Annotated in this window: 13 protein-coding genes; 7 read left to right on the top strand and 6 right to left on the bottom strand. The window is 72.1% G+C overall.

Annotated elements, in window-relative coordinates:
* Window positions 1–70 precede the first annotated feature (70 nt).
* Window positions 71–1,486 (bottom strand): glycosyltransferase family 2 protein, encoded by a 1,416-nt coding sequence (locus HDA31_RS10215; protein ID WP_178064855.1) that lies wholly within the window; start codon window positions 1,484–1,486, stop codon window positions 71–73.
* 292 nt (window positions 1,487–1,778) lie between these two features.
* On the opposite strand from HDA31_RS10215, the gene HDA31_RS10210 reads away from it, so the two are divergent.
* Window positions 1,779–2,327 (top strand): sigma-70 family RNA polymerase sigma factor, encoded by a 549-nt coding sequence (locus tag HDA31_RS10210; protein WP_246383848.1) that lies wholly within the window; start codon window positions 1,779–1,781, stop codon window positions 2,325–2,327.
* 86 nt (window positions 2,328–2,413) lie between these two features.
* On the top strand, window positions 2,414–3,505 hold the full coding sequence (locus HDA31_RS10205) for a sensor histidine kinase (protein ID WP_178064854.1): 1,092 nt from the start codon (window positions 2,414–2,416) through the stop codon (window positions 3,503–3,505).
* 51 nt (window positions 3,506–3,556) lie between these two features.
* On the opposite strand, the gene HDA31_RS10200 is transcribed toward HDA31_RS10205, so the two are convergent.
* Together HDA31_RS10200 and HDA31_RS10195 are read right to left on the bottom strand one after the other, a co-directional pair.
* Window positions 3,557–5,917 (bottom strand): hypothetical protein, encoded by a 2,361-nt coding sequence (locus HDA31_RS10200; RefSeq protein ID WP_178064853.1) that lies wholly within the window; start codon window positions 5,915–5,917, stop codon window positions 3,557–3,559.
* 4 nt (window positions 5,918–5,921) lie between these two features.
* Window positions 5,922–6,587 (bottom strand): response regulator transcription factor, encoded by a 666-nt coding sequence (locus tag HDA31_RS10195; RefSeq protein WP_178064852.1) that lies wholly within the window; start codon window positions 6,585–6,587, stop codon window positions 5,922–5,924.
* Between the two features lie 69 nt (window positions 6,588–6,656).
* Between HDA31_RS10195 and HDA31_RS10190 the strand changes: the two genes are divergently transcribed.
* Complete coding sequence (locus tag HDA31_RS10190; protein ID WP_178064851.1) at window positions 6,657–8,897, top strand: Hsp70 family protein; 2,241 nt, start codon at window positions 6,657–6,659, stop codon at window positions 8,895–8,897.
* Between the two features lie 253 nt (window positions 8,898–9,150).
* Here HDA31_RS10190 and HDA31_RS10185 read toward each other — a convergent pair whose 3' ends face one another.
* Window positions 9,151–9,999, bottom strand: coding sequence for a helix-turn-helix transcriptional regulator (locus tag HDA31_RS10185; protein WP_178064850.1), 849 nt, complete (start codon window positions 9,997–9,999; stop codon window positions 9,151–9,153).
* Between the two features lie 144 nt (window positions 10,000–10,143).
* Here HDA31_RS10185 and HDA31_RS10180 point away from each other — a divergent pair, with 144 nt between their 5' ends.
* On the top strand, window positions 10,144–10,923 hold the full coding sequence (locus tag HDA31_RS10180; protein WP_178064849.1) for an NAD(P)H-dependent oxidoreductase: 780 nt from the start codon (window positions 10,144–10,146) through the stop codon (window positions 10,921–10,923).
* A gap of 294 nt (window positions 10,924–11,217) precedes the next feature.
* Here HDA31_RS10180 and HDA31_RS10175 read toward each other — a convergent pair whose 3' ends face one another.
* Entirely contained in the window at window positions 11,218–11,934 is a 717-nt protein-coding gene (locus tag HDA31_RS10175; protein ID WP_178064848.1) for a TetR/AcrR family transcriptional regulator, read from the bottom strand.
* 70 nt (window positions 11,935–12,004) lie between these two features.
* Between HDA31_RS10175 and HDA31_RS10170 the strand changes: the two genes are divergently transcribed.
* Together HDA31_RS10170 and HDA31_RS10165 are read left to right on the top strand one after the other, a co-directional pair.
* Complete coding sequence (locus HDA31_RS10170; RefSeq protein ID WP_178064847.1) at window positions 12,005–12,913, top strand: alpha/beta hydrolase; 909 nt, start codon at window positions 12,005–12,007, stop codon at window positions 12,911–12,913.
* 7 nt (window positions 12,914–12,920) lie between these two features.
* Window positions 12,921–13,346 carry a nuclear transport factor 2 family protein gene (locus tag HDA31_RS10165; RefSeq protein WP_178064846.1) on the top strand — a complete coding sequence of 142 codons (426 nt, stop codon included), beginning with the start codon at window positions 12,921–12,923 and terminating at the stop codon, window positions 13,344–13,346.
* On the opposite strand, the gene HDA31_RS10160 is transcribed toward HDA31_RS10165, so the two are convergent.
* Window positions 13,343–13,789, bottom strand: a complete 447-nt coding sequence (locus HDA31_RS10160; RefSeq protein WP_178064845.1) for a MarR family winged helix-turn-helix transcriptional regulator — start codon at window positions 13,787–13,789, stop codon at window positions 13,343–13,345. The two genes, HDA31_RS10165 and HDA31_RS10160, sit on opposite strands and share 4 nt — an antisense overlap.
* Before the next feature lie 54 nt (window positions 13,790–13,843).
* Between HDA31_RS10160 and HDA31_RS10155 the strand changes: the two genes are divergently transcribed.
* Complete coding sequence (locus HDA31_RS10155; RefSeq protein WP_178064844.1) at window positions 13,844–14,614, top strand: SDR family oxidoreductase; 771 nt, start codon at window positions 13,844–13,846, stop codon at window positions 14,612–14,614.
* Window positions 14,615–14,638: the final 24 nt, after the last annotated feature.

The following is a 14,638-nucleotide window of genomic DNA, read 5'->3' as shown; positions in this document are numbered from 1 at the left end:
GGTGCAGGGTTCATCTCTGGCACGGCGGGAGCGGCCTGCGGAGTTCACGTGTGTCGCGGCCCGCGTTCGCCTACTTGTGCCGCCACCACGACTCGGTGCTGGTCCGGTCGTCCTTACGGAACTCCGTGCTGACCTGGCGGCCGTGCACGATCATTCCCGCGTACCAGGTGCGGGCCACGTAGTTGAACGGCCCCATGTCGAGCGGGCCGGCCTCCCTCGCGTTGGTGACGCAGAAGTCGAACACGTCCCGGCAGAACTCCAGCACCGTGTCCCGCCGGCCGCCCGTGAGCCCGCAGTTGAGCAGCGGGGCGGCCCGGTTGTCGGACAGGAACTGCAACAGCGTGGCGCTGCCCCCGTGGTGGTACACCATCCACGGGATGCACAGCGGCGCAGGCTCGTCGCCCACGTACAGCCGGTCGTCCATCTCCGGGAACGGATCGCGCAGCATCTCCACGTCGGTACCGTCGACGCACCACACCTGGTCGATCTCGGGGTGCTCGCGCAGGTACCGCCACCAGCACAGCCAGCGGTGGAAGTACGGCGAGCTGAGGTCCCCGCCCGGCGTCACCCGGACGTGCGTGACCAGGTCGGTGTCCGGCTCGTCGAGGCAGTCGTGCAGCACCACCAGCCGCCGCCCGTGCCGCTCGACGGAGCGGCGCAACTCGGCCAGGTCGGCGTAGTCCGGTGTCCAGGTGACGCCGCGCTGCGGGTCGGGCTGCACGGTGAGGTACGTGGTCAGCACCACGTTCTGCGCCGTCGCCGCGGCAACGGGAACGGTGCGGAACTCGCGGTACTCCGACGAGGTGCAGCTCGCCTCCGACCGGGTCCTGAGGTTACGCACCAGGTGGAAGCGCTCGATGTCGGACACGCTGGAGCCGACGTGGGTGCGCTCGTCGCAACTGAAGATGAGGTCTCCGCTGCCGACCACGTCGGCGAACCGGAACGAGGTCAGGCCGGCGTTGTAGATCCGGTGGGACAGGTCCACGTGCTCGTATCCCCACCGGCCGAACCGGGTGTCGTATCCGCCCACCCGGTCCAGCACCCGCCGCTCGAAGTAGAGCATGCAGCCGCGGGGATGGGTGTACGCCCGGTGCCGCTCGTCCCGGTAGATCTCCGTCGCGTCGGTCAGCCGGCCCCGCGCGGTGTCGGTGAACATGTACATCAGATGCGGCTCGGGGCTGTCGACGTAGGGCCGTTCCCAGCCGTCCGCGACCGGCCAGCAGTCGTCGTCGAACAGGAACAGGTGCGTGCAGCCCCGCTCGACCAGCAGTTCCAGGCACTTGTTCTTGGCGCGCGCGATGCCGACGTTGCGGTCGAAGCGGAACGTCGCCTCCTCCACCGGCTCGTCGCTGGCGTCGTCGACCACGACGATCGCGGCCCCGCTGGGCGCGTGCTTGCGGATCGCCTCCAACGCGGTGCGGAACACGACGCCCCGGTTGTGCGTCGTGATCCCGATGCCCACCGCCGGAAAGTCCGTCTCCTGCATACCCACCTCTTCGGTCGGGCGCCACGGCGCCACCACTCGGGCCGCCGCCCGGCCTCGGTCCCGGCCGTCGCGGCAGTGCCGGACGACGTCGTCGCCTGCCCTCCGCCACCGGGCCGCGAGGTCGTCCACATGGGGCACGGGATCGGGGCACCGCCGGGTTCACCGGTCGCCGCACGGACCAACGGCGGGGTGGCGGCGGCGCGGGTGCCAGCGCCGGGCGTAGGGATAACCCTCCCCAACCCGCGGGGCCGCACCATGTCGGGCGACCGGCCCACGCCGGCAGTGTCAGGGCATGGCCGAACGAGTGCAGCGCAACCGACACCGCAGCGCGCCGGAGAGCGACTCCCGCCTGCGTGAGCTGATGGACACCTACCAGCAACCGCTGCTGCGGTACGCGCAGCGGCTGACCGACGGCGACACCGGACGCGCCGAGGACGCGGTGCAGGAGGCGTTCCTGCGGGCATGGAAGCACCTGGACCGGCTCACCGGCGACCACGGATCGGTGCTGGGCTGGCTGCGCCGGGTGGTGCACAACCTGGTGATGGACGGGTACCGCATGAGGAAGGCCCGGCCGACCGAGGTGGACATCGAGAACGCCGCCGAGGTGGCCACGGCGGACCCGATGGCCGGCGTGGTGGACTCCCTGCTGGTCGAGCAGGTGCTGCACAGGCTGTGGCCGGAGCACCGGGCCGCGCTGGTGGAGACATACCTGAACGACCGGACCGCCGCCGAGATCAGCGAGACGCTCGGGGTGCCGGTCGGCACGGTCAAGAGCCGGGTGCACTACGCGCTGCGGGCGGCCCGCAAGGCGACGACCAACCACCTGCTCTGCGCCGCGTGAGCCGTTGGAGGCGACCGTGGCGGGGGCCCGTCGCGGCCCACGGCTCCGGTCGGGCCGGCCCGGCCGGAGCCGCCTACAGTAGCGGCATGCGCCGCTCGACGCAGCGAACCGACGGACCGCCCCCGACGCCGGGCCCGTCGGACCAGGTGGCGCGGGTGGTCGACGCGGTGCACAGCCTGCCGGGGCGGCCGCTGCCGGGAGCGCAGGCCGAGGCCCTGGCCCGGGCGCTGGGTGGGTGCCTGGAGGCCGCCAGGGTCACCATCGGGCTGTGGCTGCCCCGGCCGGCGGGCCACGACGCGGACGCGACGGCCGGGCACACCGTGCAGGAGCACCGGTGGGCCGCCACCGGCGTCGAGGCGGTGCCCGTGAGCCGGGCGACGCCGGTCCGGCTGTGCGACGGCGAGCAGGTCCTGGCCGACCTCGTGGTCGAGCCGCCGGCGGCGGCCGAGCGGCTGCTCCGATGGCCCGAGCTGTACGCGGTGACCCGCCTGCTGGTCAGCGACATCCAGGCCCAGCTGATCGCCGCCGACGCCGAGAGGCTGATCGGCCAGAGCGACCTGCTGCTGGCCGACGCCCGGCAGCGGGCCGCCGGCGAGATGGAGCACCAGCGGCACCAGCTGGAGCGCGACCTGCACGACGGCGCCCAGCACCACATGGTCGCGTTGCAGATGTCGCTGGCCATGGTGGAACATCAGCTGGACGCCGGCGACGCCGCGGAGGCGGGCCGGCACCTCGACCGGCTGCGGGAGTTGCTGGCCAGCACCGAGGAGGTGCTGCACACCACCGCGACCGGCCTGCTGGCGCCGTTGGCCGACCACGGCCTGGTGACCGCGTTGACCGCCCGGCTGGGCGCTCTCGACACGGTCACCCTGAACGTCGACGCGCAACTGGCCGGCCGCCGGTACCCGCCCGAGGTGGAGACCGCCGTCTACCTGACCTGCCTGGAGGCGGTCAGCAACGCGCACAAGCACGCCCCGGGCGCCGCGGTCACGCTGTCGCTACGCGTCACCTGCCGGGGCCTGAGCTTCAGGGTGGCCGACACCGGGCCGGGCTTCGACACCGGCGGGCGGATGCCGCTGCGTCAGCTCGCCGCCCGGCTGGCCACGGTCGACGGCACGCTGACGGTGCGGTCCAGCCCGACCGCCGGCACGCTGGTCAGCGGGTTCGTGGCGAGCTGAGCCACCCCGCCGGCACCGCCGGGCCACCCGCCCGTGCGTGCCTCGCGCCGGTCAGTCGGCGCCGCCGGTGAGCAGGCGCTCGCACGTCCGGACCAGCAGCGCGCACGCACCACGCCCGGCCGGTCCCGCGTCCGGCGTCATGGACTGGGTACGCCAGAACAGCAGCGCCCGGCTCGCGGCCCGGGCCACCTGGTCCGAGTCGGCGTCGCCGGCCAGGCCGAGCCGGGACCGTGCCTCGGGACCGTGCGCGCCGAGCAGGCGCAGCGCGTCGTCGTGCCCGCGCGGCAGCCGGATCCGCCGGCCCTGCAACGCCTGCAACAGGTCCAGCTCGGCCACCTCGTACGCGCCCGCGACGGCCGCCTCCACCGCCCGGGCGAACCTGTCGTCCAACTGCCTCGCGGCCAGGCAGGCCGCCAGTGCGCGCAGCGCCCACCGGGCGGCCGTCACCCCCGCCCAGGCGCGCACCCGGGCGCGCAGCGCCGCCTCGACCGCGGCACCGCCGCCCGGGGCCGCACGCCAGTCCACGACCGCGTCGCACATCGACCCCAGCTGCTGCTGTGATCCGGCCGTCGCGGCGGTGCCCGCGCGCGGCGCGCAGATCACCACCGGGCAGAACCCGTCTCCGCCCGGCGACCGCAGGACGGTCAGAAACTCCGACTCCGCCGTGCTGGCCGGCCCGGACAGCACCAGCACGACCGCGTCGGGGGGCCCGTCGACGGTGCCCGACCAGCGGCGCAGCCGGGCCGCGAGGTCGGCGTCGACCCGGTCGCGGTGGTGCAGCAGCCGCATCCCGCGCAGCGCGTCCACGGGTCGCTCGACGAGGACCCGGTCCACCCCGGCCGGTGTTCCCGGCCAGGCGGTGCCGGACCGGTCGGGCAGCCGGACCGGCCGCCACGGCGCCGCCCCGGGAGCCGGGTCCAACGTGACCCGCGGGTACGGCTGGTACTGGTAGCCGGTCGGCGGGGCCGCCCCGACCGGTGGATCCCAGCGGGCGGCACCGCCCGACCCGCACAGCACCGACACCAGCTCGGGTGCGGACACCCCGACCACCGCCACCCGGCTCCGGCCGTCCTGCCGGTCGACCGCGAGCCGTATCGACGGGCTGTCCGCAGGTGCCTCCCGGCTGGTCACGAGCAGGGTCAGCAGCCGGCGCGCGGTGACACCTGTCGGTAGCTCGGGTGCGCCGGCGGTGGCCTCGCCCGGCCCCGGCCCGGCCGGCTCCGGCCCGGCGGTCTGCGCGGGCACCGGCCGGTCGCCGCCGAGCCGCTCCGGCAGCAGGATGTCCACCACGGTCGCCGCTCCCCGACCGGCCCGGTCCACCCGCAGCCGACCGCCCAGCGCGGCCAGCCGCCGGGAGTCGTCCCGCAGCGCCGCGCCGACCCGGGCCGGGTCGGCGCCGGCCCGCTGCGCGCGGATCGTCAGCACGCCGTCGGACCGGCCCAGTTCCAGGTGCACCGGCTGCTCGCCACCGCTGGCGCCCAGCGCCGCCGCCGCGGACACGCCGGCCTGGAACAGCCCGGACTCGACCTCCCAGCCCTGACGCCGGCCCAGTTCGCCGCGGAGCACCACTGGCACCGGCAGCGCGGCGGTGACCTCCTCCAGCGCCGCGCGCACACCGGCGCCCCGCAGCACCTGCGGGTACACCCCACGGACGACGGCGCGGAACTGCTCGATCATCTCGCCCAGCCCGGCCCGAATGCCGCCTGTGATCACCGTGGCCTGCGGTGAGCCGGCGCGCAGCGCCCGTTCCAGGTCCGCGGTGCGGTCCAGGATCGCCCGCAGTTGCCGGCCGGGCGTCGCGGTGACCGCGGTGGCGAGCCGGTCGCGCTCCACCGCCTGCACCGTCAGCAACTCCGCCTGGGTCGCGCCGACCCGTCGTGCCGCCGCATCGGCCCGGGCCCGTGCGGCGGCGCAGGACGCGCGGTGGCCCGCCTGGCGCAGCAGCAGGCCGACGCAGACCGCCATCTCGCCCAGCAGCGCCGTCACGGCCAGCGGGCGCCGGGGATTCTCCGGGTGCGCCAGCACCACCACCCCGCGCCGGGCGCCGCCGTCGGTCACGTCCGCGGCCGCGACCACACCGGAGCAGCCCAGCAGCAGGTCCGGGTCGGCCACCAGGTCCGGCAACGCGTCCGTCACCCAGCCCCGGGAACGCCACGTGATCGCGGACGTCCATGACGGAGCGCCGGTGCCCGGTGGCGTTTCCGCCGGCAGCCACAGCGCCGCGTAGCGCACCGCGTGGGCCCGGGCAACCTCGCGCAGCAGCGTGCGCAGGATCGGCCGGTACCCACCCAGTGGGTCCTGCGGCCCCGCCGGCGCGGGCAGCGCACCCGAGGACGCCAGCCGGGCCAGGACGCTGAACGGCCCCGCCGGGCGGGACGGGTGCGCCGGCTCGCCGCCCGTGTCCCGGGGCACCGCGCTAGTCCGCCATCTGGCTCGAGCGCAGGTACGCGAGCACCGCCAGGACCCGCCGGTGGTGCGCGGCCGACTCGGCCGGCAGGTCCAGCTTGGTGAATATGCTCGCGATCCGCTTCTCGACCGTCTTGACCGACAGGAACAACTCTATCGCGATGCCGGAATTCGACCGCCCTTCCGCCATGAGTCGCAGCACGGTGCGTTCCTGCTCGGTGAGATCGGCCAGCACGCTGCGCACCGGAGGGCTCGGCCGGTCCACCAGGTTGGCGGCCAGCGCCGGCTCGATCACGAGCTCGCCGGCGGCGATGCGTACCAGCGTGTCGGCGAGCACGGCCACCCCGGCCACCTGGTCCTTGAGCCGGTATCCGATCCGGTCGGTGCCGATCTCCAGCAGCCGGAACAGGTAGTGCGCCTCGGCGTGCTGGGACAGCAGCAGCAGCCCGACGTCCGGATGCTCCGCCCGCACCCGCTGGGCGGTCTGTAGTCCGCCGTCGGCGCCTGGTGGCATCCGGATGTCCATGATGGCCACGTCCACGGGAGTGTGGGCCAGCAGATCGAGCAGTCGGTCGCCGTCCTCCACGCCGCCGACGACCCGGTGCCCGGCTGCGGACAGCAGCAGTTGCAGCCCCTCCCGGAACAGCGCGCCGTCGTCGGCCACCGCAACGTCCATGGCTCGCCTCCCGATGCGAATACCGACGATCTTGTCGCCCAGATTACGGCGGCGTATCGTGATGCGCTGTTGACCAGCCACGACGTTGTGAATGGTAACTGCGGCAAGCCTGGCGAGGGGAAAACTGGTATGTATGGAGTGGGTATCGACCTGGGTACCAGCTTCACCGCCGCAGCGACCGCCTCCGCCTGGGCCCTGGACATGGTGCCACTGGCCGGACAGTCGATCATCACCCCGTCAGTCGCCTACCTCGACGAGCAGGGCACCCTGCTGACCGGTGAAGCGGCCGACCGCCTCGGCCTGCAGAACCCCGACCGGGCGGCACGGGAGTTCAAGCGCCGCCTCGGCGACCCCACCCCGGTGATCCTGGATGGAGCACCATACTCCCCCACCGCCCTGATGGCCGCCCTGCTCCGGACCGTGGTCGACACCGTCACCCAGGCCCAGGGCGCCCCGCCCGACCGGATCGTGCTGACCCATCCCGCCGTGTGGGGCCCCTACCGACGCGAACAGTTCGCCGCCATCCCACACCTGGCCGGCCTACCCCGCCCACAGACCGAGCCGGAAGCCGACACCGACGGCCCGACCGTCATCACCGTCACCGAGCCGGTCGCCGCCGCCACCTACTACTGCTCCACCCAGCCGCTGCCCCCCGACGGCCTGCTCGCCGTCTACGACCTCGGCGGAGGCACCTTCGACAGCGCCGTGGTCCGCAACGGCCGCGACGGACTGGAGATCATCGGCACCCCCGAAGGCATCGAGTGGCTCGGCGGCGCCGACTTCGACCAGGCACTCATGGACCACGTCGACCGCCAACTCGGCGGCGCGATCACCGCGCTGGACCCCACCGATCCCGGCACCGCCGCGATCCTGGCCACCCTCCAACGCGACTGCATGCACGCCAAGGAAACACTGTCCACCCGCGAGAAGACAGACATCACCGTGCCCCTGCCCGGCGCCCCCCGGCACGTGACCGTGACCCGGGAAACGTTCGAGCAGATGATCACGCCACCCGTCGAAACCACCATGGAGACCTTCCGGCGCACCCTCACCGCCGCCGGCGTCACCCTGCAAGACCTCACCGCCGTGCTCCTGGTCGGCGGGTCATCCCAGATCCCCCTGGTCACCCAACTGCTGCGAGACACACTCCGGCGACCGATCATGACCAACACCCATCCGAAACACGCCGTCGCCCTCGGCGCCGCCATCCTCAGCTCCGACACCCACACAGCCCGGAACACCCCACCACCCCGACGCCCCACAGCCAACCCCCGCAACCCCACCGGCGCCGCAGGCACTGCGGCCGGACACGACAGCGACCCGCCCGCCGACACCGGTCGAACGGCAGCACCCGGATCGGCCGAGCCCGCGGACACTGACGCTGACACGGGCGCAGTGGCGGGCCCGGGTGCAATGGCGGGCACGGGCGCGGGCGCGGGCACGCCGGCCCCCAAGGCGAAGCGTGGCGCGAAGCACCGGGCACGGTCGGCGGTCCAGCCGGTCAGCGGCCCTGCCGGAGACACCCACCCGGCGAGCGTGCCGCCCCCGACGCGGCGGCGATGGTCACGGCTCGCGATCGCGCGCGTCGTCGTCGCGCCGGCCGTGGTCCTCGCCCTGCTGGGCGTAGCACTCGCGTCCGGGGCCGGCGACCCGAGCGACCGGCCAGAGGTGTCCGGCGCAACGTCCGGGACCGTCGTCCCGAGCGACCAGGCGCAGGCGCCCGGCGCGACGCCGGACACCACCCCGAGCGGCCAGGCGCCGACGCCCAGCCCGACGCCCCAACCCAGCACCCCGAGCAAACGACCCCAGAAGCCCAGCGCGGCGCCCCGAACCAGCGCCCCGGGCGGCCGGCCAACCCTCAAACTGGATGACGTCCAGGTACAGCGACCGTCGAAACTGTCCACGGTCCGCACCGCCGCGGTAGGAACCAAACACCTCATCGACCGGCCGCCCGTCTTCACCAGCCTCCCCGCCCCGCTCGCCGGAGCAGTGCTCATCCCCGGGGCCAGCGACGACAAGCGACTGACCTCCCCCGCGGACTACCTCGTCTTCAACGTCGCACACGACGCCACCGTCTACGTCGCCTTCGACAGACGCGGGGCGCCAGAGGTGGACAACTGGTGGCCGGCGTGGGTCAACCAGAAGGGCTTCAAGCGCACCAGCATGACCATCCCCACCAACGACAAGGACCAACGCCACTTCGTCGTATTCGCCAAAGAGGTGCCGGCAGGACGCGTCACGCTCGGACCGAACGCGGCAGATTCCGTCTACTCCACCGGCTACATCACACTCCTCGTCGCTGACGAATGACGATTCGAGCCCGCGACGCGGGCCGGTTCCGCAGCGCCTCGTGACTCATCCCCCGCCCACTGGGCCTGTTCCCTCAGGGCCGGCGACGTCGAGCGGAACAGGGCAGCGGCGTTGCAGCAGGCGACCCGTCGCCGCCCCGACTGTCGTCACCGTCCGGTCAGTTCCTGGGCGACCGGTGAGCCAGCCCATGAAGGGCGTGACCTCGCCAGCAGTGGCAGCAAGACGCAATGTCAGCGGCAGTTGAGCGCGCGGCTCACGTCGAATTCGTGACCCGCAGTCCCCTCTCCGGGAGGGTCCCGCCGTCATTGAGCGAGGCCAGCAGGCGGAGGCCGTCTTCGGCGGGGCTTTCCGGTGGCGCCGACAGGACTATCAGCTCCATGCCCGACTCATCGGGTAGGGCGAAGTTCTCCTGGTGCAGTTCCAGCAGTCCGACCAGCGGATGCCGGTAGGCCTTGCGTCCGTGTGTGCGGGCGCGCACGTCCGCCCGGGCCCAGAGCCGGCGGAAGCGCTCGCTGCCCATGGACAGCTCGCCGACGAGTGAGGCCAGGCGGGGATCGTCGGGGTGTTTTCCAGCAGCCAGGCGAAGGTGCCCGACCACGTCGAGGGTGCATTTTTCCCAGTCCGCGTAGAGGCCGCGCTCCGCTTCCTCGAGGAAGATGTGCCGGGCGGTGTTCAGGCCTGTCGGGTTTCGGCCGTAGAGGAGTCCGGCGAGGCGGTTGCCGGCGACGACGTCCATCCGGTGGTCCATGATCAGGGCGGGGACGTCGATGATCAGATCGAGTACGCGCAGCAGCTCCGCCCGTGGGCGACCGGTGGGCGACCTGGTGCGACGGCGGGGTTGCCGGGCGAGCCGGTGCAGGTGACCGCGTTCGGTCTCGTCGAGTCCGAGAACGCGGGCGAGCGCGTCGAGGACCTGTTCCGATGGCTGGGTGGCGCGGCCCTGTTCCAGGCGTACGTAGTAGTCGACGCTGACCCCGGACAGATGGGCGACCTCTTCGCGCCGCAGCCCCTCGACGCGGCGTCGGCTGTCGGTCGGGATGCCGGCGGCGGACGGGTCGACCCGGGAGCGCCGGGTACGCAGGAAGCCCGCGAGATCGTCCATGGCCGCAAGTATCGCTCCGGCGGCGCGGGTGCGGGTGGTCCTGCCATTACCAGGATGTCCCGTCCGACGGAACTCGCGTCCCTGAACGGCGGAGTCCCGGCCGTCGAGCATGGGTGGCGACACACGTCGTCGGAGGGACCAGCCATGAAGACGCTCATCGTGTACGCCCATCCGGAGCCGCGTTCGCTGAACGGCTCGCTGAAGGATGTCGCGGTGTCCACCCTTGCGGCCGCCGGCCACGAGGTGCGGGTGAGTGACCTGTACGCGATGAACTGGAAAGCGGTCGTGGACGCAGCCGACTTCGGCGGGTACGCCACGAGCCCGCTGCGGGTGATACCGAGTTCGGGCGGGGCGTACGACGCCGGCGCGCTCACCCCCGACGTGACGGGCGAACAGGAGAAGCTGCTCTGGGCCGACACGGTGATCCTCCAGTTCCCGCTGTGGTGGTACACGATGCCGGCCATCCTCAAGGGCTGGGTGGACCGAGTGTTCTCCTTCCACTTCGCGTACGGCGTGGGGGTGCACGACGAGACCCGCTACGGCGAGCGTTTCGGCGAGGGAATGCTGCTCGGGCGGCGGGCGATGCTCTCGGTGACCGTTGGCGGCCCGCAGTCGCACTACACCGATCGCGGGATCAACGGCCCGATCGAGGACCTGCTGTTCCCGATCCACCACGGGATCCTCTACTACCCGGGCATGGAGGTGCTGCCGCCGTTCGTGTCGTTCGGCGCCGACAGGATGTCCGATGGCGAGTTCGAGGACGCCGCGAAAAGGTGGAGGGAGCGATTGCTGACGCTGGAGACAACCGCGCCCATCGCGTTCCGGCGGCAGAACTTCGGTGACTACGAGATCCCGTCACTACGGTTGAAGGAGGGCCTGGAAGCTCCTGGCCGCAGGGGGTTCGGCCTGCATGTGCGAGGTTAGCCGCTCCGTGTCGATGCGACTCACCGCACACCTTCCGCAAGACCGCGAACACCGTCATCAAGGAAGAACCCAACACCAAGAACGCCGCGGCCCAGCTCGGGCACGCCAGCGAGGAGGTCACCGCCACCTACTACCTCGCCAAGCCCGTCCAAGCACCAGACGTCCCCGAACGCCTCGGCCACCTCCAGCCATCTGCCCACCGGCCATCACCTCCCACCCTGGGCGCGTGGAGGCAGCCTGCCCGATCCATCCTCAGAACCGACGCATCACCCGATCAACGTTCAGGACGAGGCACTAGCGGATGCGGTGCGCCGTGGGCCGCGCCGATCCGCCCGGCCGACGTTCGTGTCTCGTCGCGCCCAGGAACAACAGCGCCAGGGTGTCCCGGATGTCGGCGACGGCGGACGTCCGGTCGTTGCCCGCCGATTCGGTGTCGCCGAGGTGCTCCGCAACTCTGGTGTTGGAGCGGGAGTGAGCCCAGAGGGCGCCGGCGATCACGATGCAGCGGGCGGTGAACTGCAGCACGGCGGGGCGGCCGAGAGGTGCCAGCTCGGGCAGCGCGCCGAGCAGCCAGTCGCCGGCCCGGCCGAGCTGCTCGGATGTCGTCGCCTTGAACGCCGCGGTGGTCTCGACCCGGACGTTGCGTTCGAGGACGGCAGCCTGCACGCTGATCAGCTCGCAGAAGTGTGGATGCCGCTCCATCGTTGCGGCCACGGTGGCGGCGACGGCTCGGCAACGGTCGGCGTTCTGGCCCGAGACCGGCGGTTCAGCGAGCAGGTCCGTCAGCCAGGTCTCAGTCTCGGCGGCGACGAGGGCGAGCAGCACCGCCTCACGGGAGTCGTAGTACCGCAGCACGTTCGAGGCCGCGAAGCCGGCCCGCCCGGCGATCGCGTTGAGGGTGACCGCCTCCAAAGGCAGCTCATCCAGCAGATCACGGGCGGCGCGGAGGATGGCCGTGGCGCGTTCGGCCCGCTGCTCGGCCGTCCGGGCTCGCTGGAACGTCGATGCCATCCCACCATCGTACGGGATAACGGAACGACATTCTCTAGACAAGAGAACACCATTTTCTTATTCTGAAGTCATGACTGCAAGCAGCACCGATGCCGGCATCCAGGCGCACCGGGTGACCTTCGACTCGGCCGGGGAGACCCTCGCCGGGTCCCTCTACCTCCCCGGTCACGGCGACCCGTCCCCCGGACTGGTGATCGCCGGCCCCTGGCGGACCGTCAAGGAACAGGTGCCGTCGGTCTACGCCGAGCTCATGGCCAGGCGCGGCTTCGCCGCTCTCGCGTTCGACTTCCGCGGCTGGGGGCAGAGCTCGGGGCGCCCGATGCGGATGGAGGACCCGTTCAGCAAGGCCGACGACATCGTTGCGGCCGCCGCCTTCCTCGCTGGTCGACCCGAGGTGATCGCACGTGGGGTCGGCGGTCTCGGCGTGTGCGCCGGCAGCGGCTATCTGGCGCGGGCAGCAGCCTTGAGCGACACGATCCGATCGGTCGCCCTCGTCGCCCCCGGGCTGCCGAGCCACCCGACCGTCGTCGCCGAGGTCGGAGGCGAAGCCGGCGTCGCCGCGATCGAGCGGCTGGCCCACGACGCCCGGGAGGCATATGACCGTACGGGCCAGGAGACGCTGGTCACCGCAGTGCCCGCCACCCCAGAGAGCACCGTTGCAGGAGCCGACTACTACACGAACCCGCAACGGGGACTCGTCCCGGCCTGGGACAACCTGTTCAATCCAGCCTCCTGGACGTCCTGGCTCACGTTCGACGCCCAAGACGCCGCACCCCACCTGACCGCACCGCTGCTCGTCATCAGCAGCGACGCGGCGGTCAGCCCGAGCAGTGTCCGCGAGTTCATCGCGAAGGTGCCGCATCCGGTCGAACAGATCTGGATTCCCGGCGTGCCTCAGTTCGACTGGTACGACCAGCCCGGCCCGACCGGCCTGGCCGCCGACGCGGTCGCCGCCCACTTCGACGCCACGCTGCGGTAGGGACGCGATGGGGATCGACGAGAACAAGGCCATCGTCCAGCGATACTACGATCATGTTTCCCGGGGTGAACGTGCCGAGGCCGACGCGCTGTTCGCCGACGATGCCACCTGGTGGGTCGCCGGAATACCGGAGCAGTTTCCGATCGCCGGGCAGCGATCCCTGACCGAGCATCAGGCGATGCTGCGCGAAAAGCTCGCGCCCCGCCTCCCGAACGGAGTCCGCACGACGATCACCGGCATGACCGCCGAAGGCGACCGGGTCGCGGTCGAGATGGAGAACTTCGCCCGGACCGCCTCCGGCAGGATCTACAACAACCGGTTCCATCTCCTCTTCGAGATCCGCGACGGTCGGATCCATGCCGTGCGGGAGTACCTCGACACGCTCCATGCCGAAGACGCCCTCCTGGACGGCTGGACCGGGCGTCCCGATTAGGACGGCTGCTCGCTGCCCGGCCGGGCTCCGGCAAGGCGTTCAATTTCGTGCCAGAACTGTCCGTCGCTCGGCGCGCGGGCGAGCAGCACCGCCCGGACCGCGGCAGCATGAGCGCGCCGAGCCGATGCCGCCGCCGCCCGGCCCCGGTCGGTCGCCTCCACCGTGGACGACGTCGGCGTCGCGGTCCGGATGACCAGACCCCGCTCCGCCATGCGGGACAACTGCCGCGACAGCCGGCTACGGGACCACCCAAGCTGGTCGGCCAGAGCCTGCTGACGCGGTGGCACCGCAGCCTCGACCGTACGGGTGAGCACGGCGAAGTCGGCCGTGGACAACCCGGTCGCGTCGGCTATCTCCTGGCCGACGCCGGCCCAGACCTCGTCCGTCGCGCGCTTCCACAACTCCCATCGGCGCAGCTCGTCAGCGGTCAGCAGATCGGTCATGAGGTGACCCTAGCCCTTGTTTACATGGAAACACCAACGGCGTAGCCTGTTTACATGGAAACACGATCGAACGTCCTCGTCACCGGCGGAAGCCGGGGAATCGGGCTGGCGCTGGCCCAGCGCTACGCACGAACCGGAGCACGGGTGATGGTGACCGGCCGACACGCCGCCACTCTCAGGCGGGCCGCCCGGGACAACCCCGGAATGGAGACCGTCGTCAGCGACATCGCCGACCCGGCGTCACGGACCGAGCTGGCCGAACATGTCGTGCAGGTCATGCCCGACCTCGACATCGTGGTCAACAACGCCGGCATCCAGCGCCGCGTAGCCTTGGCCGCCGACACCGCCCCATGGACGGAGCGGGCCCGCGAGGTGGAAATCCTCCTCGGCGGCCCGGTCCACCTCAACGACCTTCTCATTCCGGTTCTGCTGGCCCACGGCCGACCAGCGACGATCGTCAACGTCACCTCGGGCGGCGCGTTCGTCCCGCAGCCCTTCGCGCCGCTCTACAGCGCGGCCAAGGCCGCCCTGCACAGCTACACCGTCAACCTGCGGTTCGCCCTGCGCGACACGGCGGTCCGCGTGACCGAACTCATCCCGCCAGCCGTAGCCACCACGCTGTCCGGCCTCAACGACCCGCACGGCGCGAGCGTCGACGACTTCGCCGACGCCGTCTTCCCCAAGCTCGCGACAGACCTGGAAATCGGATTCGGACCGACCGGCACCGACGAGTTCCGCACCGCCCGGCGCCAGGAACGGGACACCTTCACGGCGTTCGCGGCCCGCTTTCCGACCGCCGTCTACGCCGCGCCCCCTGCGCATTAGGCGGGGTCTTGGGCAGGCGGCGTG

The sequence above is a fragment of the Micromonospora carbonacea genome (assembly GCF_014205165.1).
Lineage (GTDB): Bacteria > Actinomycetota > Actinomycetes > Mycobacteriales > Micromonosporaceae > Micromonospora > Micromonospora carbonacea.
Note: the sequence above shows the minus strand (reverse complement) of the source record. Positions and strands in the feature narration are given on the sequence as shown.

What these genes read in the sequence shown, in the direction of transcription:
- HDA31_RS10215 (WP_178064855.1), bottom strand. Translation starts at nt 1,486, where the DNA reads ATGCAGGAGACGGACTTTCCGGCGGTGGGCATCGGGATCACGACGCAC.
- HDA31_RS10210 (WP_246383848.1), top strand. Translation starts at nt 1,779, where the DNA reads ATGGCCGAACGAGTGCAGCGCAACCGACACCGCAGCGCGCCGGAGAGC.
- HDA31_RS10205 (WP_178064854.1), top strand. Translation starts at nt 2,414, where the DNA reads ATGCGCCGCTCGACGCAGCGAACCGACGGACCGCCCCCGACGCCGGGC.
- HDA31_RS10195 (WP_178064852.1), bottom strand. Translation starts at nt 6,587, where the DNA reads ATGGACGTTGCGGTGGCCGACGACGGCGCGCTGTTCCGGGAGGGGCTG.
- HDA31_RS10185 (WP_178064850.1), bottom strand. Translation starts at nt 9,999, where the DNA reads ATGGACGATCTCGCGGGCTTCCTGCGTACCCGGCGCTCCCGGGTCGAC.
- HDA31_RS10180 (WP_178064849.1), top strand. Translation starts at nt 10,144, where the DNA reads ATGAAGACGCTCATCGTGTACGCCCATCCGGAGCCGCGTTCGCTGAAC.
- HDA31_RS10175 (WP_178064848.1), bottom strand. Translation starts at nt 11,934, where the DNA reads ATGGCATCGACGTTCCAGCGAGCCCGGACGGCCGAGCAGCGGGCCGAA.
- HDA31_RS10170 (WP_178064847.1), top strand. Translation starts at nt 12,005, where the DNA reads ATGACTGCAAGCAGCACCGATGCCGGCATCCAGGCGCACCGGGTGACC.
- HDA31_RS10165 (WP_178064846.1), top strand. Translation starts at nt 12,921, where the DNA reads ATGGGGATCGACGAGAACAAGGCCATCGTCCAGCGATACTACGATCAT.
- HDA31_RS10160 (WP_178064845.1), bottom strand. Translation starts at nt 13,789, where the DNA reads ATGACCGATCTGCTGACCGCTGACGAGCTGCGCCGATGGGAGTTGTGG.
- HDA31_RS10155 (WP_178064844.1), top strand. Translation starts at nt 13,844, where the DNA reads ATGGAAACACGATCGAACGTCCTCGTCACCGGCGGAAGCCGGGGAATC.